We start from the raw sequence: 23,149 nt of genomic DNA on the forward strand, positions 1-23,149 counted from the left end.
ACATGTGCTGAACGATCGTTAAGTTCATCACTGCTCGAGATGGAGTTGACGGATCTCGGCGGCCTCTGCCGGGCGGTCCATGGCTTCCAGCGCCTCGGCCAGCATCCAGGCCGCGTTCTGGCCGGCCTGCGAGCCAGTCGGCGCCGTGCCGAGCACCGACCGCAGCAACGGCTCGGCGGGTGCCGGATCACCAGACCGCATGAGCAGCTCGGCGTGCAGCAGGTCCGCCTCGAGGGCATCGCCGAACGCGCCGATGTCACGCAGCCTGCCGGCCGCGCCCGTGATCCGGGTCAGGGCCTCGTCGCCCTGACCCGCGCCGAGATGCACGCGGGCCGCGTCGCAGTCGAGCATCGCCCGGTGCCACACCAGCCACGCCTCGGACTTGTCGACCGTCAGCGCCAGCGACTCGACGAGGGCATCCGCCTCGGCGAGCGCGGCGAGCGAGTCGTCGATGCTGCCGGCCCAGCGCAGCGCAAGGGCCCGCATCCGCCGGTTGTAGAGCTCGGCCTGGACCACCCCGGCCGCCTCGAACGCCGCTGCCGCCGCGGCGAACCGCTCGGCGGCCTGCGCGTCGCGGTCGGCCCGGTAGAGCAGTTGGGCCGCCTCCTGCAGCATCTGCCCCCGGGACTGCAGGTTGTCGAACCCGTCGAGGTTGCCGGCGAGGGTCTCCAGCAGCGCGAGCGCCTGGTCGGGCTCGTCGAGCTCCCGGTAGATCCGGGACAGCAGATACCGGGTCCGGTCGGCGTGGTCCTGGGCGCCGATCCGGTCGAGCACGTCGATCGCGCTCTCCGCCGCCTCGGCCGCGTCCAGCAGCTGACCGGCCTGGTCATAGGCGCCGGCCAGGTCGAAGCGCAGGACCGCGGCGGGGCCGTCCTCGCCGTGCGCCACGTGATCGGCGATCGCCTCGACGAGGTCGTCGACGGCCTCGGCCGGCCGGCCGGCGGCGAGCCTGGCCCGGGCCCGGCCGACCAGCGCCGACAGCCGCGGGTCGCGCTCGACGGCGGCACCGAGCGCCGCGTCGAATGCCTCGACCGCGGCGTCGAACCGCTCAAGGTTGGCCAGCGCGTGGCCGTGGATCAGTGCCGCGAGCGCGACCGGCGGCGGGTCGCCGAGCCGGCCATACTGCTCCCGGCAGTCGACGGCGGCCGCGGCGGCCTCCTCGAAGCGCTCCAGCACCAGCAGGCACCGGGCCCGCCGGCCGGCCAGCTCGGCCCGCAGCGCCGGCCGGATCGGCTCCTCGGCGAGCGCCGCGTCGACCGCGGCCAGCGCGTCGCCGAGCCGGTCGAGCGCCAGCAGCGGATACTCCAGCCGCAGCCGCGCCTCGGCCCGTGCGTCGGCGTCGCCGATCGCGACGATCCGCTCGGTGACCGCGGTCAGCTGGGCCAGGACCTCCTCCTGCCGCTCCTCGGCGTCCGGAGCGAGGATCGCGCGGGCCTCGGCGACCAGCGCGGCCAGCTCGTCGCCGAGCGTGCGGTGGCCGGCGGCGGCCTCCCGGAACGCCGCCTCGGCCTGCTCCGGCTCGTGATCGACGCCCGCCATCCGGCCGCGGCCCTCGACCCGCCGGACCGCGAGCGCGAACGGCGGCTCGGGGTGCAGCTCGTCGAAGCGCTGCCAGGCGGCGCGGGCCTCGGTGAAGCGGTATTCGTCGAACAGCTCCTCCGCGCGGTCGAGCAGCTCGACCGGGTCGCTCGGCAGCGGCCGCGCCGGCGGGGGTGCCGGGACGGCGACGGCCGCCTTCAGCGTGCGGGCGACGGCGCTGAGCGGCAGGTGCTCCACGATCGGCTCCGCCTGCAGCCTGGCCTCGATGAGCCGGCCGATGTTGGCGGTGCCGTTGCGCGCGTCGAACCGCGTCGACAACGCCCGCGCCCGGGCGGCGAGCCGCTCGGCGAGCTCCGGCGCCGGTGTGTCACCGACCAGCACGTCGGCGCCCAGCCGGCCGAGCAGCAGCGCCGCCGCGGCGGAGAACCACATGTCGGCCTGCGGGTGCGGCGCCTTGTCCAGCCAGCTCAGGTGCCGCTCGACGATCTCCAGGCCACGGGTCTCGTTGCCGGTCCGCGCGCAGAACACCACGTGCTCGCCGATGCGCTGCAGGTCGGCCAGGTTGCCACGCAGGCTGCGATAGGCCCGGCGGTGCGCGTCGGCGGCCTCGCTGAGCCGGCCGGTGCGCAGATAGGGCAGCAGCAGCGACGTCAGGATCGACTGCGGCTGCTCGGCGCAGGTGAGGTGGCCGGCCAGCACCGGCTGGGCGAGCGCTACCGCCGCCTCGTCGTCACCGGCCGACACCAGGTGATAGACCTTCGAGGTCGGGTCGCAGCCGACGCAGTCGGAGTTGTCGTCGCGGGGCGTCGCGCACCACTTCTCATACCACTCGTCGACGGCCGGGTCGCCGACGTGCGCGGCCACCGCGTGCCGATAGGAATAGACGGCCTGCAGGCTGTGCCCGCCGGCCCGGAAGCGGCGCTCCATGTCGTCGAGGACGTCACGGGTGCGCCCGAGCGGCACCTCGGGAAACTTCAGCAGCCCCGACACCATGTATTTGAACTGCCACAGCAGCAGGCTCTCGGCGTGCCGGTCGAAGCGGTCCGGATGGGCGTCATATTCGGCGCGGCACCAGGAGAACGTCACGAACGACTTGGCGGTCTCCCCGCCGTGCACATATGCCGTCGTGGCCTGCATCCGGGCGGCGAAGCGCAGCTCGTCGAAGCCGCCGGCGTCGGCGTGCTGCACGATCTGCTCGACCAGTGCGATCTGCCCGCTGCCATAGGGCATGTGGTCGGCCTCGCGCAGCAGGCTCCACAGCTCGTCTTCAGTCTTCATGTGCGACCGCCTTGTTGAGCAGACCCAGGAATGAGCTGTTGAGCAGTGCGGCGTCCGCCGGCCGCAGCGGGTGGTGGCCGAGCAGCAGCGCCTGGCCATACAACCCCTCGACGGCGAGCCGCACCAGGTCCTCGTCGGCCAGCTCGCTGACCCGCCGGACCAGCGGGTTGCGATGGTTGAGCACCAGTTGGGGCCGGTCCTCGTCGTCGGTGCGGGCGAGCGCGTCGAGCACGTCGGCCCACACCTCGTCGACCCGCTCGCGGGTCGCCCGCAGCTCTGCGGCGAACATCGCCGAACGGTTGACCAGATACATCGCCGGCATGCCGGCCGGGTCGAACGACCGCAGGACCACCTCGCAGCCGAGCCGGTCCATGGCCCGCTGCGCCCGGGCCACGAACGGCCGCCGGGCCAGCTCCAGCCCCGGCTCGAGCGCGTCGAAGTGGGTGGTCAGGTCGCTGGGCTCGAGCCGCTCGATGAGGGCGCCCGGCTCGATGAGCGGCAGCCGCTCGATGAGCTGCGCGTCATAGACATAGCCGGCGTTGACCACCGGCATGCCCTGGGCCGCGGCGACCGCGCCGATCTGGCGGAACTCGTCGACCTGGACCGTGTAGCGGACCAGGCCGTGCGCCGCACGGAAGTCGGCGAGGGTCATCCGGCCGGTGTTGGTCTCCATCGGCCACCAGCGCTCGACCAGGCGCAGCATCTCGTCGTCGTGGACCGCGAGCGCCTTGACGCCGAGGTGGTGGATCTCCAGGAACTCCGTCAGCCGCCGCGGGTCGCGGGTGGCGAGCCGGACCAGCCAGCCGCGCAGCTGCTCGCCGAGCGCCTCCCGGGTCGATTCGAGCAGCTGGTCCTCATACAGCGACTCACGGCTCGCGGTCGGGCGCAGCTCGCCGGCGTCGAAGACGCACCGGGCGAAGAACGCCCACTCCGGCAGCACGCCCTCGGCGCCCTCGGCGAGCAGCATCCGCTTCAGATAGACGCGGTGGCCGGCGCGGGCCGCCGGATTGGCCGGCGTGGGCAGCACGAACGCGGCCCCGGTCAGCCCCGCCTCGGGCACCGACAGCTCCACCACGTCGAACGGAGTGAAGCCGAAGACCTCCTGGCAGTGCGCGATCAGCCGCTGCCGGCGGTCCTCGCCGCCGGGCCGCCACGGCAGGCCGTCGCCGGTGATCACGACGTCGCCGACCTCGACGGTCACCGGCAGCAGCGAGCCATAGAGCGTGGCGAGCTCGGTCACGGTCCGCCGCAGCAGCCACTGGCCGGTGTCCCGGCGGGGCACGAGCGTCACGGTCGTGCCGACCTGCAGGCGGTCCTCGCCGGCGAGTGCGACGCTGTAGCGACCGTCGGCGAAGCCGCGCCACAGCACCGTCGGGCTGCCCTCCGCCCTGGTCAGGACCCGGATCTCGTCGGCGACCAGGAAGCAGGAGAGCAGGCCGATGCCGAACTGCCCGAGGAAGTCGTGCCGGGCGAAGCCGAAGTCGTCGCGCTTGGAGCTGCGGCCGATCGTGGCCAGGAACTGATGGACCTGCTCCTCGGTCAGCCCGATGCCGGTGTCGGACACGCGCAGGGTGCCGTCGCCCGTCACGTCCGGCGGGTCGATGCGCACCCGCGCCGGGACCGGCGGATCCCCGGGACCGGCCGCTGCGCGCCGCGCGGTGATCGCGTCGACGGCATTTTGGAGCAGCTCACGCACATAGACGCGAGGGCTCGCATAGAGGTGGTGACTGAGCAGGTCCACAACCCCGCGCAGGTCCACCTGGAACGTCCGATCCACGGGCGCACGCTACCGCGCCCCACCGACATTCTCCGCCCCGTTCTCACCCGATGACGCGCTCCACCGCGGTGAGACCCGGCACCGCAACGGTCGAGGTGGTCGCACCGGTCGCCGGATCCCGCCGCTGCACGGCGCCCGGCTGCCCCACGTACAGGTGCGAACCCGACACCGCGACGCCCCTCGCCTCGGCGGGCAGGGCCCAGGTCGCCCGGACCTCCTTCGATCCGACGTCGAAGACGTGCACCTGTCGGCCCGCCGCGAGGTACGCCGCCGAACCGGACACCGCCAGCCGCGCCCGTCCCGCCAACGGGGGGAAGGACTGCTCGTGGACGACCACCAGGGCGTCGGCGTTGATGACCGCGAGGACCCCCTTGCCGGCGTCGGCGACCCAGACCTCGTCGTTGTGCTGGGCGATCGTGAGGCCCTCGACCGCCCCGGTGCCGAACGACGACGGCAGGTCGACACAGACCGCCCACCCGTCGGCCACGCTGAGCGTGTGCACGAACGCGTGCACGTCGGGCTTGCCGTCCCGAGCACCGTTCTGAGCTTCAGGGTGCAGCAGGTCCCGGACGTGCTGGTGATCCGGTTGGTGGCTGTACAGGGTGAAGAGCCGCTCCCGCTTCGCGTCGAACACCGCCTGCCGGCCTTCGCCGCGCATCTCCTCCTCGGCACCCGCCGGCACCAGGACCTTCAACCCGGCGTTCTCACCCGGCAGGTTCAACGCGGTGACCTGCCCCGCGGCCAGGTCCAGGACCCGCACCCGGTAGTGGTCGGGGTGCTCGGGCGGCAGCATGTCGAGCACGAAGAGGCTCGTGCCGGTCGAGGAGAACGCCTCCGGCTGGACGAACCCCGACAGCGTGAGCCGGTGCCGCTCGCCGGCCGGCCCGGCCACGACGATCGTGGTCTCCCGCCGCCCGGCCGGGTCGCCGTCGACGAGCGCGACGAGGCCGGCGTCGGGCGCGACGGCGGCCACCCGGCCGCCACCCCGCACCGTGGCCTGCGCGACGATCTCGCCGGTGACCGCGTCGCGGGTGACGACGCGCGACGTGCCCGACTCGGCGACGGCGCTGACGAGGCGCCGGCCGTCGGCGGTCGCGAGGGTCGCCGCGGGCGCCACGACCCGGCGCCCGGTGCCGGACTCGATCACGGTCAGGCCGTCGTCGACGGCGACGGTGAGCAGCTCACCGGGCTCGACCCGGCGGGGTGTTCCGGTCGACGCGCAGGAGGCCACGAGGACGACGCCACCCAGCCCGAGCAGTTCACGACGCTTCATGTCCAGCACGAGCCGCGATCCGGAGGCGTCGTTCCCGCCTGCCATCGACTATTTTCGGCAGGTGGATCTCCGCGCCGCACTCGACAGCCTGACCGGACTCTCCGTTGGTGACGCGCTCGGCGCACCCTTCGAGATGCACCCGCCGTTCGAGGACGGCGCGGTGTTCGCACCGCCACCGGCGCCGTGGCGCTGGACCGACGACACCGAGATGGCCTGCACCCTGTTCGAGGGGCTCCGCCGGGACGGCCGGGTCGATCAGGGCTGGCTGGCGACCACGTTCGCGCAGCGGTGGAGCGCCGACCGGGGCTACGGCCGCGGCTCGATCTCGCTGCTGTCCAGCATCCGCGACGGCGTGCCGTGGCGGACCGCGGCCGGCGCCCTGTTCTCCGGCCGGGGCTCCTCCGGCAACGGCGCGGCGATGCGGGTCGCGCCGCTGGGGGCGTTCTTCGCCAACGACCCGGACGTCGCGGTCCGGCAGGCGGCGCTGTCGGCGGAGGTCACCCACCGGCACCCGGAAGGGGTGTCCGGCGCGGTGGCGGTGGCCCTGGCCTCGTCGCTCACCGCCCGGCACACCCCGCGCGATTCGCTGCTGCGGATGGTGCTCAACCAGCTGCCGCCCTCCGACGTCCGCGACGGCATCGGCCGGGCCGTGCGGATGTCGGAGAAGTCCGATCCCAGGGACGTCGCGGCGGACCTCGGCAACGGCTCCCACGCATTGGCGCAGGACACCGTGCCGTTCGCGCTGTGGGTCGCCGCGACGCACCTCGACGACTATCCGAGGGCGATGGAGGCCTGCGTGCAGGCGGGCGGCGACACCGACTCGATGTGCGCGATCACGGGTGGGATCATCGCGGCGCACACCGGGGTCGGCGACGATGCCGCCCGCGGGACGATCGGCGTGCCACAGCAATGGATTGAGCGCCGTGAACCGCTACCTGACTGGATCTGAACACCCTACGTGATCTCCGAATCTTTTTTCACCCAATCGATCATGCCCGGACGGGTTTCCATAAAGCTGGACTGAGCAGCACATTCGCCCCAGAGCCCCATCCGGGCGTATCAAGGTTTTTTGCCGTGGCCCGGGGTAACAATGTGCTCATGTCACACCCTGCCGCGACCTATCGCCTCGGTATCGTGTCGACCTATCTGCCTCGCCGTTGCGGGCTCGCGACGTACACCGCGGACCTGCGTGAGGCACTTGGTGTCGCCACCGACGATCTGGAAACAGTCGTCGTGGCCATCGACCGTGACGGGCACAGCTACGGTGACGAGGTCGTCGTCACCATCAACCAGGACCGCATCGAGGACTACTCCGCCGCCGCCCGCGCCTTGCGCGAGTCCGGCGTCCAGGTCGTGCTGATCCAGCACGAGTATGGAATCTTCGGCGGGACCGACGGCTCTCACCTGCTCGAGTTGACCCGCGCGCTCAACGCGTGCGGCATTCCTTACCTGCTGACGCTGCACACCGTGCTGACGCGGCCCTCGTCGGGCCAGGCGGCGACGCTGCGCGCGTTGTGCGCACGGGCCGCCAGGGTCACGGTCTTCACCGAGACCGCCCGGCGGGTCGCGATCCGCACCGGCGTGGCCGCCGGTCACCAGCTGGTCGTGGTCCCTCACGGCGCGCCGGAAGCGATGCGCCAGCCGCCGGACCCGGCGACGCTGCGCCCGGACCTGCGCGAGCTGCTCGAGAAGGTCGCGGGCAAGCCGACACTCACCACGTTCGGCCTGCTCAGCGAGGGCAAGGGCATCGACATCGCGATCGACGCGCTGGCCGCGGTGGTGAAGGAGCACCCGGACACGCAGTACGTCGTGGCGGGCGCGACCCACCCGGAGATCAAGCGGCGGGACGGTGAGGTCTACCGGGACAGCCTGCAGGCGCAGGTCCAGCTGCTGGGGCTGACCGACAACGTGCACTTCGTCGACGCCTTCCTCGCGCTCGACGAGCTGTCGGCGATCCTGCACGCCAGCACGCTGTTCGTCACGCCGTACCGGCAACCGGAGCAGATCTGCTCGGGTGCGCTGACGTTCGCGCTCGGCGCCGGACTGCCGGCGGTGTCCACGTCGTACAGCTACGCGGAGGACATGCTGGCCGGTGGCGCCGGACGGGTGGTGCCGATCGGCGACGACGCGGCGCTCGCGGTCGAGATCAACGACCTGCTCACCGACGGCCGGGCGCTCGCGGCCGCGAAGTCGGTGGCGGAGGCGTGCGCGGCGTGGCTGCCCTGGCCGGCGGTCGCCGCGCGGGAGGCCGAGCTGGTCGCCGACGTGGTGCGCCAGACGCAGGCGGCGACGGCGCGCCCCGGTCACTCGACCGCCGCGGCGCCGGTGCTCAACCTCGCGCACCTGGACCGGCTCACGGACGAGATCGGCATCATCCAGTTCTCCCGCGGGTCCAATCCGGAGCTGGCGTCGGGGTACTGCGTCGACGACGTCGCCCGGCTGGCGATCGTCGCGGCGGACCTGCTCGCGGTCGGCATCGACACCAAGCAGACCACGCAGGCCACCCGCTGGCTGCGCCAGTCGATCCGGTTCCTGACCGCGGCCTACGACCCGTCGGGCGCGATGCATAACGTGCTGAGCTACGGCGGTACGTGGCAGGACTGGCCGCATCACGGCGACCACGTCGGCCGGGCGGTCTGGGCCCTCGGCGTCCTGGTCGGCACGCCGGCCGTCCCCGACGACATCCGTCGGCCGGCGGCGGCTCTGCTCGACGAGCTGGGCCCGCGCACCCATCAGCTGCCCGACATCGGCCTGCGCACCGCCGCGTACGCGCTGATCGGCCTGGCCCGCGCCGGTCGCAACGAGCAGGCCGCGCCGCTGCTGCACAGGCTGGACGAGGCGCTGCTGACCACCTCCGCGGTGGACCCGTCGTGGCGCTGGTTCGAGCCGGAGCTGACCTACGACAACGCCCGGCTGCCCCAGGCGATGCTGCTCGGTGCCGCGCTGCTGGAGGACGACGCGGTGGCGGCCCGCGCGATCGCGGCACTCGACTGGTATGCCCAGCATGTCGGCCTGGCCGACGGCACCCTGCGCTGCGTCGGCAACCGGTGGCACCGGCGGGGCGAGCCGCCGGCGGTCTGGCTCGCCGACGACGGCGACGAGCAGCCGCTGGACGCGGCCGCGATCACCGAGGCGATGGTTGATGCCTGGCAGCACACCGCCGACCCGTCGTCGGCGCGGCTGGCGGGGTGGGCCTACTCCTGGTTCCTGGGCCGGAACCGGGCCGGCGCGCGGCTCTACGTCGACGCGACGGGCGCCTGCCATGACGGTTTGTCCGCTACTGAACCAAATGGGAACCAGGGCGCTGAGTCCACGCTAGCCTATTACCAAGCGCTGCTCAGCCTCCTCAAAGCCGGCCTGGCTGCTCTGCCCCATCCGGTGGTCGCCACGACGCCAGTGCCGACATCGCTGCCGGTCACCGGACCGTCCCGGACGACGCCGAACAAGGCGCCGACGGGCAACCGGGCGGTCGGACGGGCTTCAGCCGGCTTCAGCGCGACCGCCCAGCCGCCCCGCTCGCGCACCACGGAGGGCCATTCCGATGCACTTTGACGCGGAGCTGTTCCACCGCGAAGCCACAAATCCCCTGCTCACCGCAGGGGACTGGCCCTATCCGATCAACAGCGTGTTCAACCCGGGCGCCTGCCTGCACAACGGCGACACGGTCCTGCTCTGCAGGATCGAGGACAGACGTGGCATCTCCCACCTGACCGTCGCCCGTAGCAAGGACGGCCGCACCAACTGGGTCGTCGACGCCAAGCCGCTCATCGCCGACGACCCGACGGACCAGCACAGTTGCTGGGGCGTCGAGGATCCCCGCGTCACCTATGTCGACGAGCTCGGCGGTTACGTGATCGCCTACACCGCATACGGGCCCAGCGGCCCGTGTGTGGCCCTCGCCCGCACCGAGGACTTCGAGTCGGTGGAGCCGCTCGGGATCGTCATGCCGCCAGAGGACAAGAACGCCTCGCTACTACCCCGCAAGATCGACGGGAACTACGTGCTGTTCCACCGGCCGGTGTCCGTGCTGTCGGCGCGCGCCGACGTGTGGCTGTCGAAGTCGGTCGACCTGCAGGCGTGGACGACCCCCGAGCCGGTCATGCAGTCGCGCTCCGGCCCCTGGTGGGACGCGACCCGGATCGGCATGGGGCCGCCGCCGATCGAGACCCCGCACGGCTGGCTGTGCGTCTACCACGGCGTCAAGCAGATGGTGGCGACGTCGCTGTATCGTGTCGGCCTGATCATGCTCGACCTGGACGACCCCACGAAGATCATCCGGCGGACGCCGAGCTGGGTGCTGGGGCCGGATGCGGAATACGAGCGGGTCGGCGACGTGCCCAACGTCGTCTTCCCTACCGGTCTCGTCCACGACGAGGCACGCGACGAGCTGCGGCTGTATTACGGTGCCGCGGACCTGTGCGTCGCGATGGCGAGCGCCCGCTTCTCCGAGGTGGTCGACTACCTGGTCAGCCTGCCACCCGAGAACGAGTAGCGGTTCGAGAACGGCGGCCCCCTGCAGTGGGCCGCCGTTCTCTGTCACTACTTCGGGCTGCTGCCTTTAACGACCGGCACCCGCACCAGGTTGCCCCACTCGGTCCACGAGCCGTCGTAGTTGCGGACGTGCTGGTAACCCAGCAGGTGGGTCAGCACGAACCAGGTGTGCGAGGACCGCTCGCCGATGCGGCAGTAGGCGATGATGTCGTCGTCCGGCGCGAGCCCCAGCTCCTCGGCGTAGATCTTGCGCAGCTCGTCGACCGGCTTGAACGTGCCGTCCTCCTGCGTGGCCTGCTTCCACGGCTTGCTGACCGCGCCGGGGATGTGCCCGCCGCGCAACGCGCCCTCCTGTGGATAGTCGGGCATGTGCAGCAGCTCGCCGCTGTATTCGCCGGGCGAGCGGACGTCGACGAGCGGACGGTCCGCGGCGATGTGCGCCTGGACGTCGTCACGGAACGCGCGGATCCCCGCGTCGTCCCGGGTGGGCACCGGATAGTTGGTCTTGGCACGGTCCGGCACCTCTTTGGTGACGGCCCGGCCCTCGGCGATCCACTTCGCCCGCCCGCCGTCAAGGATGCGCAGGTCACGGTGGCCGAACAGGGAGAAGACCCACAGCGCGTAGGTCGCCCACCAGTTGAAGTTGTCGCCGTAGAACACGATCGTGTCGTCGGGCCCGATGCCCTTGGCCTCACACAGCGCGGCGAACTCCGCCGCGTCGAGATAGTCGCGGGTGATCTGATCATTGAGCTCGGTGTGCCAGTCGACCTTCACCGCGCCCGGGATGTGGCCGGTGCCATACAGCAGCACGTCCTCGTCCGACTCGACGACGACAAGCCCTGCTGTGTCACCGGATTCCAGTCGCTTCGCCAGCCACTCGGTGGTGACGAGTTTTGTCGCAGACATGATTTCAATCTAGCGGCGCGAGCTCCGGCCGCTTGGCAGTCACCATGTCTCCGGACGATTTTCCGGTCAGCCGTCGCTTGACCCACGGCGCCAGGTGCGAGGTCGCCCAGCGGGCGTCGGCCGCCTTCCGCGACATCCACGACAGGTCCTCCGGCGGCGGCGGCGCGGCCAGCCACGACGCCTCGCAGGTCACGCCGAGCGCCGTCAGCACGTGCCCGGCGACCCTGCGGTGCCCGGCCGGCGACAGGTGCAGCCGGTCGATCCCCCACAGCCGCGGGTTGAGGAACTCGCTGTCGTCCCACATGTCCACCACGTGCGCGCCGTGCTTCGCGCCGATGCCGTCGACCGCGGTGTTGAGCGCGTCGACCCGCGGGCGCAGGATCTTGCCGCCCGGCATCCGCCCCGTCAGGTCCGCCCAGCGGAACAGGATCACGTCCGCGCCGGTTGCCCTGAGCCGCTCGATCGTCTTGTCGAACCGCGCGACCAGCACCTCGGGGTCGAATCCCCGCCGCAGCGCGTCGTTGCCGCCGCCCGCGAAGCTGATCAGATCGGGCTTCATGGCCGTGGCGAGCGGCACCTGCTCGGCGACGATGTTGTCGAACAGGCGGCCCCGCACCGCGAGATTTGCGTAGCGGAAGTTCGGCTGGTCTGCGGCGAGACACCCTGCCACGAGGTCGGCCCAGCCCCGGTAGCCCTTGCCGTCGGGTCTCGGATCATCCATGCCTTCGGTGAAACTGTCACCGACCGCTACGTAGCTCGTCCACCCCGCCACCGCACAACCTCCCCATGGTCTGCTGCCTTGCTTCGCATCCTTTCAGGGCACCCGGAGCGTTGGAAGCGACTTTGCCGCACGCCACACCTGGTTCAGCCCTTCCACCCGGGGGTAACAAACAGATATCGAACATCTGGGAGGACAACCATGACGATGCAGACCGTCCGTGACGTGATGACGACCAACGTGGTGTATCTCCCGAGCGAGACCACCCTCGCCGAAGCCGCCCGCACCATGCGCGAGCAAGACATCGGCGACATCGTCGTCGCCGACGGTCCGGGCCTGACCGGTGTGGTCACCGACCGGGACATCGTCGTGCGTGCGGTGGCGGAGCGCTGCGACCCCGCGGCGACGACGATCGGCGAGATCGTCACCCGCGACCTCGTCACCGTCCGGCCGGAGGACTCCATCCACACCGCGGCGCTGCTGATGCGGGACCAGGCGGTCCGCCGCGTCCTCGTCTGCGACGACGTGCAGGGGCTGGTCGGCATCGTGTCGATCGGCGACCTGGCCGAGGAGATCGACCCCGACTCGGTGCTCGGCGGGATCAGCAAGGCCGCCCCGAACAACTGACGTCAGCGCCGCGCAGGGACCGGCCACGGCCGGTCCCTGCGCGTTGTGCGGGCTAAGTTGGTAGGTGTGGAGATGCCTGACAAGCTTGCCGCCATCGTGGACGATTTCGCATCGGCGCCGCGCGAGGTGGTGCTGGAGATGCTGCTCGAGTTCGCCGACGCGGTGAAGCCGCTGCCCGCGTCGTTCGACGGGCATGAGGGCATGGAGCAGGTGCCCGAGTGCCAGACGCCGTTCTTCCTCAAGGCGGTCGTCACGCCGCAGGACCAGGTGGAGGTCTACTTCGACTGCCCGCCCGAGGCGCCGACCACCCGGGCCTTCGCCGGCATCCTGAGCGAGGGGCTCGACGGTGCCAGCGTCGAGGAGGTCCTGGCGGTGCCGTCGGACCTGTATCAGCGGATGGGGCTTGCCACGGCCATCAGCCCCCTGCGCGTGCGGGGCGGCATGGCGATCCTCAACCGGCTGCAGCGCCAGGTCCGCGAGGCCACCGTTTCACGTGCAACAACATAGAGCGACGTCAGCGTCAGCGCGCCAGGTCCGAAATGACCTCGGCGGTGGCGAGGCTGGCCAGCGCCGCTCCCGGTAGCACGATCTTGCTGCGGCGCAGGCCGCTGCCGATGATGACCAGCGGCACCTCGACGACGCGAGCGTCGATGAGGACCGGCCAGCCGGCGGGCAGGCCGATGGGGGTGATCCCGCCGTATTCCATGCCGGTCAGCGAGACCGCGTCGTCCATCGGCGCGAAGCTCGCCTTGCGCACGTCGAGTCGCTTGCGGACCACGCCGTTGACGTCGGCGCGGGTGGTCGCGAGGATCACGCAGGCCGCGTAACGGACCTCGCCGTCGCGCTTGCCGGCGACGACGACGCAGTTCGCGGACTGCTCGAGGCCGACGTCGTACGCCGCGCAGAACTCCGCCGTGTCAGCGAGCGTGGGATCGATGGGTGCGACCAGGATGTCCGGGTCGTGCAACCCTGCGGCGGCAAGAGCGACGGGGGCGGCCAGCAGGTCGGTGGCCGACAGGGCCGGCACCGTTTCGAGCTTCCCGATCAACGGCCGTCGTCCAATGCGAGCGCCTTCATGAAGATGTCTCCGATCATCGACGGGTCCTGTGCGATGAAGACCGCACCGCCGGTGGCGTCGACGATCTTCTGCATCTCGCCCTGGTTCACTTCAGAGCCGACGCCGATGATGATGATCTGCACCGGCTGGCTTTTATTCTCGGCCTTTTTCAACGAACCGACGAGCGTGTCGAGCGATATCCCGGTGGGGTTGTTGTTGCGTCCGCCGGTGATCACCACGACCGAGTTGCCGCGGGTGGGGTCCCAGCCCTGCTGCACCGACTGGTATGCCGCGAGCACGGTGTCATACAGCGCGCTGCCGCCCTTGGGGTTTGGCTTCTGGCCGGCCAGCGCCCCGCGGAGCTGGTCGCGCTGGGTGTTCAGCGGGCCGATCGGCACCAGCTGCTGATGCCCGGTCGAAAAGGACCAGAGCCCGACGGCCCAGCTCTCGGGGAACATGTCCAGGCCGCCTAACGCGGCCTGGACAGCGATCTGTTCCTTGCTCAGGCCGCCCGCAGACGGCACGGTCTGCTTCATCGCCGAGGAGACGTCGAGGACCGCCAGCATCCGCGACGGCTGGGTGATCTCGATCCACATCTGCAGCGCCGCGTTGATCACCTTGGCGTCCGGCACCGGGGTGACCGCGCTGCTGCTCGCCGCGCTGGGCCCGAGGGTCATGCCGGAGCCGACGGTGCCGTCGTTGGCGCGCAGTTGGTGGGTGGATAGCAGGTTGCGGAAGTCGGGCCCGGACAGCACACCTCGGAACTGCTCCGCGGCGGCGGCCCGGTTCGGCGACAGGCGGGGCATCGCGGCGAACGGGTAGTCGAGCGCGATCGGCGCCGGATCGGGGTAGACCGCGACGAGCGGCACCGCGGGTCCGGTCGCGTTGTACGCGTGTAGCGCCTGCTCCGACAGCGGCGCCAGGGTCACCGCGGTCGACAGCGTCCGCGGGTCGGCGTCGCGGGGGAACCGCGCCATCAGCCCCGACTGCTGCTCCGACTTGCCGGTGGTCAGCGCCTTGATCGCGCCGACCGTCAGCGCATCGCCCTCGGGGCCGAACTGGTCGCGTACCGATGCCATCGCCACCATCGTGGAGATGCCGACGGCGTCACGGTTGGGGTCGACGATGCCCGGCGTGATCCGGGTGTCGCCGACGATCTGCTGCAGCACCTGCTTCCAGGTGAGCTTGTTCTCCAGCCAGCCGAGTGACTTTGCCGTCGGCTCTGGCACCGCCAGCACTATCGGACTGCGCGCCAGCGACGGCGCGACCTGTGGCACCAGGTCTTCGCGGGCCGCGCGCATGCGCTGCAGCCAGATGGAGGAGTCCGGGATCCATACGTGCGGCACCTGCGTCTTGCCGTCGGCCTGCCCGAGCGTGTTGATGCTGACGCCGTGCTCTCCGGCGATCGCCGCGGCGACCTCGGATGCGCCCACGGCGACCACATCGACCGCGACACACTCGTTGTCGACCTGCGGCTCGGTCTTGATCCACCGGGCCGCGGCATCCTTGATGGCCGGCGCGATCTCCGGGCTCGCCGCGACTGAGAGCCGCACCGTGCCCGAGCACCCCGTCGACGACATCACTTGATAGCCGCCATAGACGGCACCGATGACGACGAGGGGAAGGATCATGCCGGCCGCGAGTGCGACGAACCCGTTACTTCTCAGGTCCGCCGCTGCGTGCCGTCCTCTCACGGGTACCAATATTCCCTAGATAAGCGGTTCATGGGTCCTCAGTTCGGGTATTCGTCCCACGGATTCGCGCGACACGAGTACACTCCGCATTTCAGTGATCACGTTGAGTCCGAAAATTGTTCGGATCCTTACGGAAGCCTTTACAGACTGTTTGCACGAACGCCCGCGCCTCGGCGCCGTTGCCCGGCCGCCACGTGCACGCGAGGTCCACCGCGACGACCCGGCCGGTGGCGATGATCGCCTCCACCTTCGCCAGCACGTCCCGCATCGACGGTCCGCCGGGCACGGGGAAGAGCAGTCCCGGCAGCTCGGCGCCGTCCACGACGTCCAGGTCCACGTGCACCACCAGAGGTCCCTCGGGAAGTTCCAGATCCTGGAGTTGGTACCGCCGGATCCCCGACGCTCGCAGATAGTCCACCTCTGCCGGATCGAGGTCCCGGGCGTCGACGAGCACCGCCCGCTGCTCGTCCAGCGCGCGCAGGCCGAGCCGATCCGCGATGAGCTCCGGCCGGTACCCCACCAGCAGCCGCAACGGCATCCCGCCGATGTATCCGGAGGTGGTGGTCTCCAGCGTCTGCACGTCACCGTGCGCGTCGAACCACACGATCGCGGGATCGATGCCGCTGCGCTGCAGGCCGGCCATCGTCCCCAGGGAAACGGTGCAGTCCCCGGAGATCACCACGGGCGAGTCGGCCCTGCTGACCTCGTCGGCGACCCGTTCGTACAGCACCGCCAGCCGTCCCCAGATGTCGGCGTCCTCGGGGAGCTCGGCGGTGACGGTCGCGTCCGCCGGCTCATCGACCAGCCCGTCAAGCCGCTCGTCCAGGTGGTAGGGAACGTAGATGGTGGTCATGGCCCATTTTCCCCCGCCCGTGATCGCGCCCGGCCTCGGCCTGGCGCCTGGCCCACGCTGACCTTCCGGTCTTCGTCGACCCGGGCCGACCGGGTGGCGACGGCCACCGCGGCCGCGCCGGCCAGCAGCCCGAGCATCAGCGACGTGATCAGCCGGACGCCGACAATGTGCGGGCCGTGGTATCCCAGGTGCCAGGTCACCGACGCGCCGCAACTGAAGACCACCGCAGCCGTCGGCCAGAACAGCCTCGGCAGCCGCCCGACGGTCGGCGGCGCCCCGTGCCATTGGCGAAGGAGGCGGCGGCTTCCCGCGTACCAGATGAACAACGGCATCAACAGCAATGATGAGTAATCGCTGGTCTGGCGAATGTAGAACCAATATTCCGTCGGCCCCGGATGCGTGAACAGATCCCACAGCAGGTGGCTGGCCACACCGATGGCCGCCGAGCTCACGGTGATCCACCACCGGTGCCGCACCCGCCCGAGAACGCCGTAGTCCCGCGCCCACCCGTCCGGCCGGCCCAGATGCGCGGCGACCACCGGCGCACCCAGCCGGATGAGCCAGGCGATGAGCAGCGCCACGGGCACGCTCCACCACACCGCACCCAGCAGATGTTCGGTCGAATAGCCCCATTCGTGCACGGCATGCCGCGGTACCGGCAGCTGCCGCCCCCTGTACGTCATCCGGTCGAACGCGTACGCGGTGTCCGGTGCCGCCGCCCCGGCGACCATCGCCACCCCGTCGAACCAGCGCGGGCGCCACAACTTCAGCGGCAGCACCGCGAGCGGGTGCGTCGGCAGCGTCGAAGGCATGCAGATGATCGTGCCAGGAATTTTCCGCCTGCCGTGTCGAAGCCGCCGCTGATCGTTCGACGCACCAGTAGAGGATGACCTACCTGAAGGAGCACATCATGCGGAAGATCGTCGCCGGGCTGCACATGTCGCTGGACGGCGTCATCGGTTCGCCGGAGCAGTGGAGCTTCGACTACTACTGCGACGAGGTCGGCCAGTCGATCAAATCCCGCCGCGACGCCACCGGCACGCTGCTGCTCGGCCGGCACACGTATCAGGAGTTCGCCGCGCTCTGGCCCGGCCAGACCGGTGAGGTGGCCGACTTCATGAACAACACGCCGAAGCTGGTCGCCTCAACGACCCTGACCTCGGTCGACTGGACCGGCGCCACACTGCTCGACGCCGCCGCCCTCACCGACCTCAAGCAGCGGTCCGACCTGCCCGCCGGCAACATCACGATCACCGGCAGCGCCACCCTGGTCCGGTCCCTGGTCATCGCCGGCCTGCTCGACGAGCTGCACCTCATGATCTGCCCGATCGTGCTCGGCGCCGGCAAGCGCCTCTTCGACGACAACGGCGGGCGGGTGCCGCTGCGCCTCGCCGCCTCGGAAACCTTCCCGACCGGCGTCGCCCACCTCACGTATCAGCCGGCTTGAGCTCTTGCTTGACGGCGGTTTGACGGCCGTTTTGACGACGGTTTGACGGCGGTTTGACGGCGGTTTTGACGGCGGGGCTCGCCATCCGGTGTTCGCCTCGCCGTCACGAGCCTGCGACGTGCCGCCTCTACGGTCCGACGATGCTCAGAAGGCACTTGTCGCTGCCGGTCCCTTTGCTGGTTGTCGCTTTGCTGCTCGGCGTGACGGGCTGCACTGCTGGCAGCGTTTCGGACAGCGACGCGGCCCTCCCCGGTGAGAGTGTCGCGGCGCCGCCCTCGCCGACGGCGAGCGTGCCCACCGCCGCTCCACCACCGCCGAGCGCAACCATGCCCGCACCGACGTCCGCGGCGGCGTCTAGTCCAAGCACCGCTTTTGTGTTCCCCACGTACGTCTCCCCGCTCCCGACGGCGACGGTCACGAGCGCGGAATTCGACGTGTACTCGGGCACCGGCCTGGTCCGCAGCGGCGAATTCACGGGACACCACGCGGCGAACGGAATAGCTGTGACCGCCGCTATCGTCAAGGCGAACCTCAGCGAGGGCAGCCGCACCACAGTCTTCTGGATCCAGGTGACGAGCCCGTCCGCCCTGCAGTCGAACCACGCCACCTTCCACAACAACTGCCGCTGAAAAATCGTGTGACTTGGGAGTGTGCCGGCTTGTTCGCCGGGTCACCCCTGCGTCCGCGGTCAATCGCCTCGGCGATGGCTCGCTCGCGGGTCCGGCCAGCGTGATGTCAGTTGTTCGTATTCGCCTCGTCGTGCGGATCGATGACCGGCAGGATCTCTCTGCCGCCGGGGTCCGGCCGGCCTCGTGAGCCCATACCTCGAACGCTTCAAGGTTCCCGGTGACCGGCTTGGCGAGCACGAGCGTTCCGAACCAACCCATGAGGTCCCGGCGGTTTTGTAGGCCGGGAACGCGCGTCTCAGCAACGCGAGCATTCCTCGGAGGGTGTGACAATGGATCACCACGGTCGGCTCACTCCCGCTGGAATGATCTTCCTAGGGCTGGCGGAGGCGGAGTGTCCGCTTGTTCCGCTGGCACTGGCAACCCTGGCCTTGGGAAGTCCCCCCCGGTGGCCGGGCCGCGGCCGAGATTCTTCACCGCAAGAGGTGAGCCGGATTCATCGGCAAGGCGAACCAGGGCTGGTTCGATCTCGCCGGCGCGGGCGGCCTGTTCAAGGAGGACCGTGAATTTCTGGTCGCCGTCGCGATCGATGCGAAGGCGCGCGACTGGTGGTGGGCGCGCGTCAGGCTGGCCGAGACCTGGGACCTCATGGGGGCCGGTGCCGCCGGTGCACTCGGCGGTGGGTTTGGTATGCCGGAATTCTGCACACTGTCGCCGACTGGGGACGTCTCCGTCTTCGTCATGGCGGAGGAAGCCGGGATCGGTGCTGTCCTCACGACTGGGTTCGGGGAGCTCGACGGCATCCGTAAACTCGCCGATTTCAAGGCCCGCTCGCCGAGAACGCCGCTACAGGAAAAGGCGGCGTCCGGCAGGTGGCTCGCTTCCATCGGCTATTCAGGAAGCCCGGCGGGCCGCAGAACCGTTGCGCCGTAAGCGCCCTGGACGGTCCACGACCTGCGGACGTTGAGGCGGGGACCAGAAGGGCGACAGGTCAGCTCCGAAATGGGGGCTGACCTGCGCATATGCTGTTGGTGGAAGCGAGGGGACTCGAACCCCTAACCCCCGCCTTGCAAAGGCGGTGCTCTGCCAGTTGAGCTACGCCCCCAGGCGAGGGGGAACCCCTCGATATAAACTAGCGCAGGTCCGGGGCGGTGGTCGCCTCGTGCCAGAGCGCGCGCTCTTCGCTTGCGGTCTTGACGCGCTTGGCGACGTAGGCAGCGGCACCGACGACTGCGACCACCAGAAGCACCTTTTTCCACATGTGGGGCTAGCTGGAATCGAACCAGCGACCTCAGAGTTATCAGCTCTGCGCTCTAACCGACTGAGCTATAGCCCCGTTACACCGATCCCCGCGAAAAGCGGCGTATCAGCGCGACGGCCAAGGTTACCGCACCCGGCACCGAAGCCTCAAACCGGTTCCCCCCACGGCGAGCCGCCCGGCTCGCCGTGGGGAAAACAGCAGGTCAGTCCTTCTCTGCGAGCGTCAGTTCGATGCCGCCGACCAGGTCGGCGCAGACGTTGTAGATGAAGGAGCCCAGGGTGGCGAGCGCGGTGAAGAGGACCACGTTGACCACGCCGAGCAGGGCGGCGCCGCCGATGACGCCCTTCGCGGTGATGCGGAAGGTGCTGTCGGCCTGGCCGCCGGTGGAGCTGACGATGTCGGCGAGGGCCTTGTTGACGCTGTTGAAGACGTCCATCGCGTCGAGGGCCAGGTAAAGCACCGACGTGGCGACGATGACGACGACGAACAGGACGAACGAGACCGCGAACGCGAACTTCATCACAGACCACGGGTCGATGCGCTTCAGGTGCAGCCGGGCCCGACGTGGGCCGCGGCCGACCGCTGAGCTGACCGTCTTGCGAGCGGCGCGGACGGCCTCGGTGACGCGGGCGGACCCGCTCGCCGCCGGCGCGGCCGCAGGCGCGTGCAGCGCCTGAGTGGCGCCCGCGTTGGTCGGGCGCACCGAGGCGCGGGCAACCGCGACGCTGGCCGTGCCGGTCGCCGCGCCACTGGTGGGCGCTCCGGGTGCGGCCGAGCCGAGCGTCACGGGCGGGGGCGTGACGACCCCTGCCTTGCCCTTCGCCACCAGCGGCGGCGACTGGATCGGCACCGTCAACGAGTCAGGTGGCGGCACCATACCGGGGGCACGCTGAAACTTCGGCGTGCCGCCGATGGTGGTCTCACCGGGCGCGTTGGTCCCGTTGACCGCACCGGCGTCCCCACCGGCGGCAGGCGCCCCCGAGTCAGATCCCGTCATGGCAGCCTCTCCGGCCTGCTTGGCCTCATCGGTTGCTGCCGAGGCGGTCCCCGACTTCGCCTGTGTGTCTGTCATCAACTAGTCCTGTTCGTCGGGCTCATCGGCGTTACGGGCGATCGCGACGATGGTCACACCCTCCGGCAGGTCCATGAGCTTGACCCCCATTGTGTTCCGATCCCTCGTACGTCGTACAGGCTTCACGGGAGTCCGGATCACGCCACCATTTGAGGTGATGGCGAAGAGCTCGTCATCCGGATCGATCACCACGGCGCCCACCAGACCGCCGCGACGAGACGTGATTTTAGCCGTGAGGACGCCCTTGCCGCCGCGTCCTTGCACCGGATATTCCTCGATGGGGGTCCGCTTGGCAAAACCACCGTCGGTGGCGACCAGAACGTCCAGATCCATCCCCTCGCGCACTACTTCCATCGCCAGCAGTTCATCACCCTCGGCGAATCGCATTCCGATCACCCCCGACGTCGCCCGGCCCATGGGGCGCAGCGTGTCGTCGTTGGCGGTGAAGCGGATTGCCTGCGCCTGCTTGCTCACCAGGAGGAGGTCGTCCTCCGGGCCGAGCAGCGCGGCGCCCACCAGCTCGTCCTCTTCGCGCAGGTTGATGCCGATGATCCCGCCGGACCGGTTGGAGTCGAACTCCTCGAGCTTGGTCTTCTTGACCAGGCCGTCCTTGGTGGCCAGGACCAGATACGGCGACACCTGATAGTTCGGGATCTCGATCACCTGTGCGATGTGCTCGTCGGGCTGGAATGCCAGCAGGTTGGCGACGTGCTGGCCCTTCGCGACTCGGCTTGCCTCGGGCAGCTCATAGGCCTTTGCCCGGTAGACGCGTCCTTTATTCGTGAAGAACAGCATCCAGTCGTGCGTGGAACAGACGAAGAAGTGGCTGACGATGTCGTCCTGCCTCAGTGTCGCACCGGAGACGCCCTTCCCGCCGCGCTTCTGCGAGCGATACAGGTCGACTTTGGTGCGCTTCGCGTAACCAGTGCGGGTGATCGTGACCACGACGTCCTCGCGCGCGATGAGGTCCTCCATGGAGACCTCGCCGTCGAACGGGATGATCTGCGTCCGCCGGTCGTCACCGCGACGGGCGACGATCTCGGCGAGCTCCTCGGAGACGATCTGCCGCTGCCGGGACGGGGTCGCCAGGATGTCCTTGTAGTCGGCGATCTCGATCTCGATCTTCGCCAGCTCGTCGAAGATGCGCTGGCGCTCCAGAGCGGCGAGCCGGCGCAGCTGCATGTCGAGGATGGCGACGGCTTGGATGTCGTCGATGTCGAGCAGGCTCATCAGGCCGTTCTTCGACTCCTCGGCGCTCGGGGAGCGCCGGATGAGTGCGATGACCTCGTCGAGCATGTCGAGGGCCTTGACCAGGCCGCGCAGGATGTGCGCGCGCTCCTCGGCCTTGCGCAACCGATACGCGGTGCGCCGGACGATGACCTCGATCTGGTGCGTGACGTAGTGCCGCACGAACTGCGCGAGGTTGAGCGTGCGGGGCACGCCGTCGACCAGCGCCAGCATGTTGGCGCCGAACGTCTCCTGCAGCTGCGTGTGCTTGTAGAGGTTGTTGAGCACCACCTTGGCGACCGCGTCGCGCTTGAGCACGATCACCAGGCGCATGCCGGTGCGGCCGGAGGACTCCTCGCGGATGTCGGCGATGCCGGCGAGCTTGCCCTCCTTGACCAGGTCGGCGATGCGCTCGGCGAGGTTGTCCGGGTTGACCGCATAGGGCAGCTCGGTGACCACGAGGATGGTCCGCCCGCGCGTGTCCTCCTCGACCTCGACGACGGCGCGCATGCGGATCGAGCCGCGGCCGGTCCGGTAGGCGTCGATGATCGCGGACGTGCCGACGATGAGGCCCTTGGTCGGGAAGTCGGGACCCTTGACGATCTTGATCAGCTCGTCGAGCGTCTCGGCCTCGTCGGCCTCGGGGTGGTCCAGGCACCACTGGACGGCCTGGGCGATCTCCCGCAGGTTGTGCGGCGGGATGTTGGTCGCCATGCCGACGGCGATGCCGGTGCTGCCGTTGACGAGCAGGTTGGGGATGCGCGACGGCAGGATCGTGGGCTCCTGGGCCCGGCCGTCGTAGTTCGGGACGAAGTCGACGGTGTCCTCGTCGATGTCCCGCAGCATCTCCATGGCGAGCGGGTCGAGCCGGGCCTCCGTGTACCGCATGGCGGCGGCGGGGTCGTTGCCCGGCGAACCGAAGTTGCCGTTGCCGTCGATCAGCGGGTAGCGCAGCGACCAGCTCTGCGCCATGCGGACCATGGCGTCGTAGATCGAGGCGTCGCCGTGCGGGTGGTAGTTACCCATCACGTCGCCGACGACGCGGGCGCACTTCACGTAGCCGCGGTCGGGGCGGTAGCCGCCGTCGAACATGGCGTAGAGGATCTTGCGGTGCACGGGCTTGAGGCCGTCACGAACATCCGGCAGGGCCCGCCCGACGATGACGCTCATCGCGTAGTCGAGGTAGGACCTTGCCATCTCGACTTCGATGCCGATCGGCTCGATCCGGCTCGCGACCGCAGAACCACCCTCGTCGGAATTCTCCGGAGTGGAAGTCGGTTCCGTCACTCTTTATCCCTTTTCT

At 70.0% G+C, this 23,149-nt stretch carries 20 protein-coding genes and 2 tRNA genes; 7 read left to right on the top strand and 15 right to left on the bottom strand.

Features of this window, described 5'->3' with window-relative positions; genetic code table 11:
* Window positions 1-27: 27 nt before the first annotated feature.
* From AB0K00_RS02250 to AB0K00_RS02260, 3 genes are read right to left on the bottom strand one after another with little or no spacing between them, the layout of a single operon-like run.
* The gene (locus AB0K00_RS02250; protein ID WP_363513904.1) at window positions 28-2,817 is read right to left on the bottom strand and encodes a tetratricopeptide repeat protein; all 2,790 of its coding nucleotides are present in this window, start codon (window positions 2,815-2,817) and stop codon (window positions 28-30) included.
* On the bottom strand, window positions 2,807-4,594 hold the full coding sequence (locus AB0K00_RS02255) for an HSP90 family protein (protein WP_363513906.1): 1,788 nt from the start codon (window positions 4,592-4,594) through the stop codon (window positions 2,807-2,809). Before AB0K00_RS02255 ends, AB0K00_RS02250 begins: the two co-directional genes overlap by 11 nt.
* A 43-nt stretch (window positions 4,595-4,637) precedes the next feature.
* On the bottom strand, window positions 4,638-5,867 hold the full coding sequence (locus tag AB0K00_RS02260; protein WP_363513909.1) for a hypothetical protein: 1,230 nt from the start codon (window positions 5,865-5,867) through the stop codon (window positions 4,638-4,640).
* A gap of 61 nt (window positions 5,868-5,928) precedes the next feature.
* Between AB0K00_RS02260 and AB0K00_RS02265 the strand changes: the two genes are divergently transcribed.
* The 3 genes from AB0K00_RS02265 to AB0K00_RS02275 all read left to right on the top strand — a co-directional run bounded on the left by AB0K00_RS02265 (window position 5,929) and on the right by AB0K00_RS02275 (window position 10,359).
* Window positions 5,929-6,816, top strand: coding sequence for an ADP-ribosylglycohydrolase family protein (locus AB0K00_RS02265; protein ID WP_363513912.1), 888 nt, complete (start codon window positions 5,929-5,931; stop codon window positions 6,814-6,816).
* A 149-nt stretch (window positions 6,817-6,965) separates the two neighbouring features.
* The gene (locus tag AB0K00_RS02270; protein WP_363513914.1) at window positions 6,966-9,419 is read left to right on the top strand and encodes a glycosyltransferase; all 2,454 of its coding nucleotides are present in this window, start codon (window positions 6,966-6,968) and stop codon (window positions 9,417-9,419) included.
* A complete protein-coding gene (locus tag AB0K00_RS02275; RefSeq protein WP_363513917.1) occupies window positions 9,409-10,359 on the top strand; it encodes a hypothetical protein in 951 nt (316 codons plus the stop codon). Before AB0K00_RS02270 ends, AB0K00_RS02275 begins: the two co-directional genes overlap by 11 nt.
* Window positions 10,360-10,406: 47 nt before the next feature.
* On the opposite strand, the gene AB0K00_RS02280 is transcribed toward AB0K00_RS02275, so the two are convergent.
* Both AB0K00_RS02280 and AB0K00_RS02285 read right to left on the bottom strand, forming a co-directional pair.
* The gene (locus AB0K00_RS02280; protein ID WP_363513920.1) at window positions 10,407-11,264 is read right to left on the bottom strand and encodes a sulfurtransferase; all 858 of its coding nucleotides are present in this window, start codon (window positions 11,262-11,264) and stop codon (window positions 10,407-10,409) included.
* 4 nt (window positions 11,265-11,268) lie between these two features.
* Window positions 11,269-12,036 carry an SGNH/GDSL hydrolase family protein gene (locus AB0K00_RS02285; RefSeq protein WP_363513923.1) on the bottom strand — a complete coding sequence of 256 codons (768 nt, stop codon included), beginning with the start codon at window positions 12,034-12,036 and terminating at the stop codon, window positions 11,269-11,271.
* A gap of 147 nt (window positions 12,037-12,183) precedes the next feature.
* On the opposite strand from AB0K00_RS02285, the gene AB0K00_RS02290 reads away from it, so the two are divergent.
* Together AB0K00_RS02290 and AB0K00_RS02295 are read left to right on the top strand one after the other, a co-directional pair.
* The gene (locus AB0K00_RS02290; protein ID WP_363513926.1) at window positions 12,184-12,609 is read left to right on the top strand and encodes a CBS domain-containing protein; all 426 of its coding nucleotides are present in this window, start codon (window positions 12,184-12,186) and stop codon (window positions 12,607-12,609) included.
* A gap of 72 nt (window positions 12,610-12,681) precedes the next feature.
* Window positions 12,682-13,116, top strand: coding sequence for a SufE family protein (locus AB0K00_RS02295; RefSeq protein ID WP_363515010.1), 435 nt, complete (start codon window positions 12,682-12,684; stop codon window positions 13,114-13,116).
* Window positions 13,117-13,129: 13 nt separating this feature from the next.
* Here the strand turns inward: AB0K00_RS02295 and AB0K00_RS02300 are convergent, their stop codons facing one another.
* From AB0K00_RS02300 to AB0K00_RS02315, 4 genes are all read right to left on the bottom strand, one after another.
* The gene (locus tag AB0K00_RS02300) at window positions 13,130-13,654 is read right to left on the bottom strand and encodes a YbaK/EbsC family protein (protein WP_363515013.1); all 525 of its coding nucleotides are present in this window, start codon (window positions 13,652-13,654) and stop codon (window positions 13,130-13,132) included.
* Entirely contained in the window at window positions 13,654-15,360 is a 1,707-nt protein-coding gene (locus tag AB0K00_RS02305) for a substrate-binding domain-containing protein (protein WP_363513929.1), read from the bottom strand. Before AB0K00_RS02305 ends, AB0K00_RS02300 begins: the two co-directional genes overlap by 1 nt.
* A gap of 91 nt (window positions 15,361-15,451) precedes the next feature.
* A complete protein-coding gene (locus AB0K00_RS02310; RefSeq protein WP_363513932.1) occupies window positions 15,452-16,213 on the bottom strand; it encodes an arginase family protein in 762 nt (253 codons plus the stop codon).
* Window positions 16,210-17,025: a DUF4184 family protein gene (locus AB0K00_RS02315; RefSeq protein WP_363513934.1), complete on the bottom strand. Its 816-nt coding sequence runs from the start codon at window positions 17,023-17,025 to the stop codon at window positions 16,210-16,212. Before AB0K00_RS02315 ends, AB0K00_RS02310 begins: the two co-directional genes overlap by 4 nt.
* Before the next feature lie 98 nt (window positions 17,026-17,123).
* On the opposite strand from AB0K00_RS02315, the gene AB0K00_RS02320 reads away from it, so the two are divergent.
* Complete coding sequence (locus tag AB0K00_RS02320; protein ID WP_363513937.1) at window positions 17,124-17,660, top strand: dihydrofolate reductase family protein; 537 nt, start codon at window positions 17,124-17,126, stop codon at window positions 17,658-17,660.
* 127 nt (window positions 17,661-17,787) lie between these two features.
* Here AB0K00_RS02320 and AB0K00_RS02325 read toward each other — a convergent pair whose 3' ends face one another.
* Window positions 17,788-18,108 (bottom strand): hypothetical protein, encoded by a 321-nt coding sequence (locus AB0K00_RS02325; RefSeq protein ID WP_363513940.1) that lies wholly within the window; start codon window positions 18,106-18,108, stop codon window positions 17,788-17,790.
* 55 nt (window positions 18,109-18,163) lie between these two features.
* Between AB0K00_RS02325 and AB0K00_RS02330 the strand changes: the two genes are divergently transcribed.
* Window positions 18,164-18,289 (top strand): hypothetical protein, encoded by a 126-nt coding sequence (locus tag AB0K00_RS02330; RefSeq protein WP_363513943.1) that lies wholly within the window; start codon window positions 18,164-18,166, stop codon window positions 18,287-18,289.
* A gap of 1,026 nt (window positions 18,290-19,315) precedes the next feature.
* Here AB0K00_RS02330 and AB0K00_RS02335 read toward each other — a convergent pair.
* The 5 genes from AB0K00_RS02335 to gyrA all read right to left on the bottom strand — a co-directional run bounded on the left by AB0K00_RS02335 (window position 19,316) and on the right by gyrA (window position 23,133).
* Window positions 19,316-19,391, bottom strand: a tRNA-Ala gene (locus AB0K00_RS02335).
* A 27-nt stretch (window positions 19,392-19,418) separates the two neighbouring features.
* Complete coding sequence (locus AB0K00_RS02340) at window positions 19,419-19,547, bottom strand: DLW-39 family protein (RefSeq protein ID WP_239136238.1); 129 nt, start codon at window positions 19,545-19,547, stop codon at window positions 19,419-19,421.
* A gap of 1 nt (window position 19,548) precedes the next feature.
* A tRNA-Ile gene (locus AB0K00_RS02345) sits at window positions 19,549-19,622 on the bottom strand.
* A gap of 127 nt (window positions 19,623-19,749) precedes the next feature.
* Entirely contained in the window at window positions 19,750-20,619 is an 870-nt protein-coding gene (locus tag AB0K00_RS02350; protein ID WP_363513946.1) for a DUF3566 domain-containing protein, read from the bottom strand.
* Window positions 20,620-20,622: 3 nt separating this feature from the next.
* Window positions 20,623-23,133 (bottom strand): DNA gyrase subunit A, encoded by a 2,511-nt coding sequence (gyrA, locus tag AB0K00_RS02355; protein WP_363513949.1) that lies wholly within the window; start codon window positions 23,131-23,133, stop codon window positions 20,623-20,625.
* Window positions 23,134-23,149 lie beyond the last annotated feature (16 nt).

Origin of the sequence: Dactylosporangium sp. NPDC049525 (assembly GCF_040676755.1) — a bacterium.
GTDB lineage: Bacteria > Actinomycetota > Actinomycetes > Mycobacteriales > Micromonosporaceae > Dactylosporangium.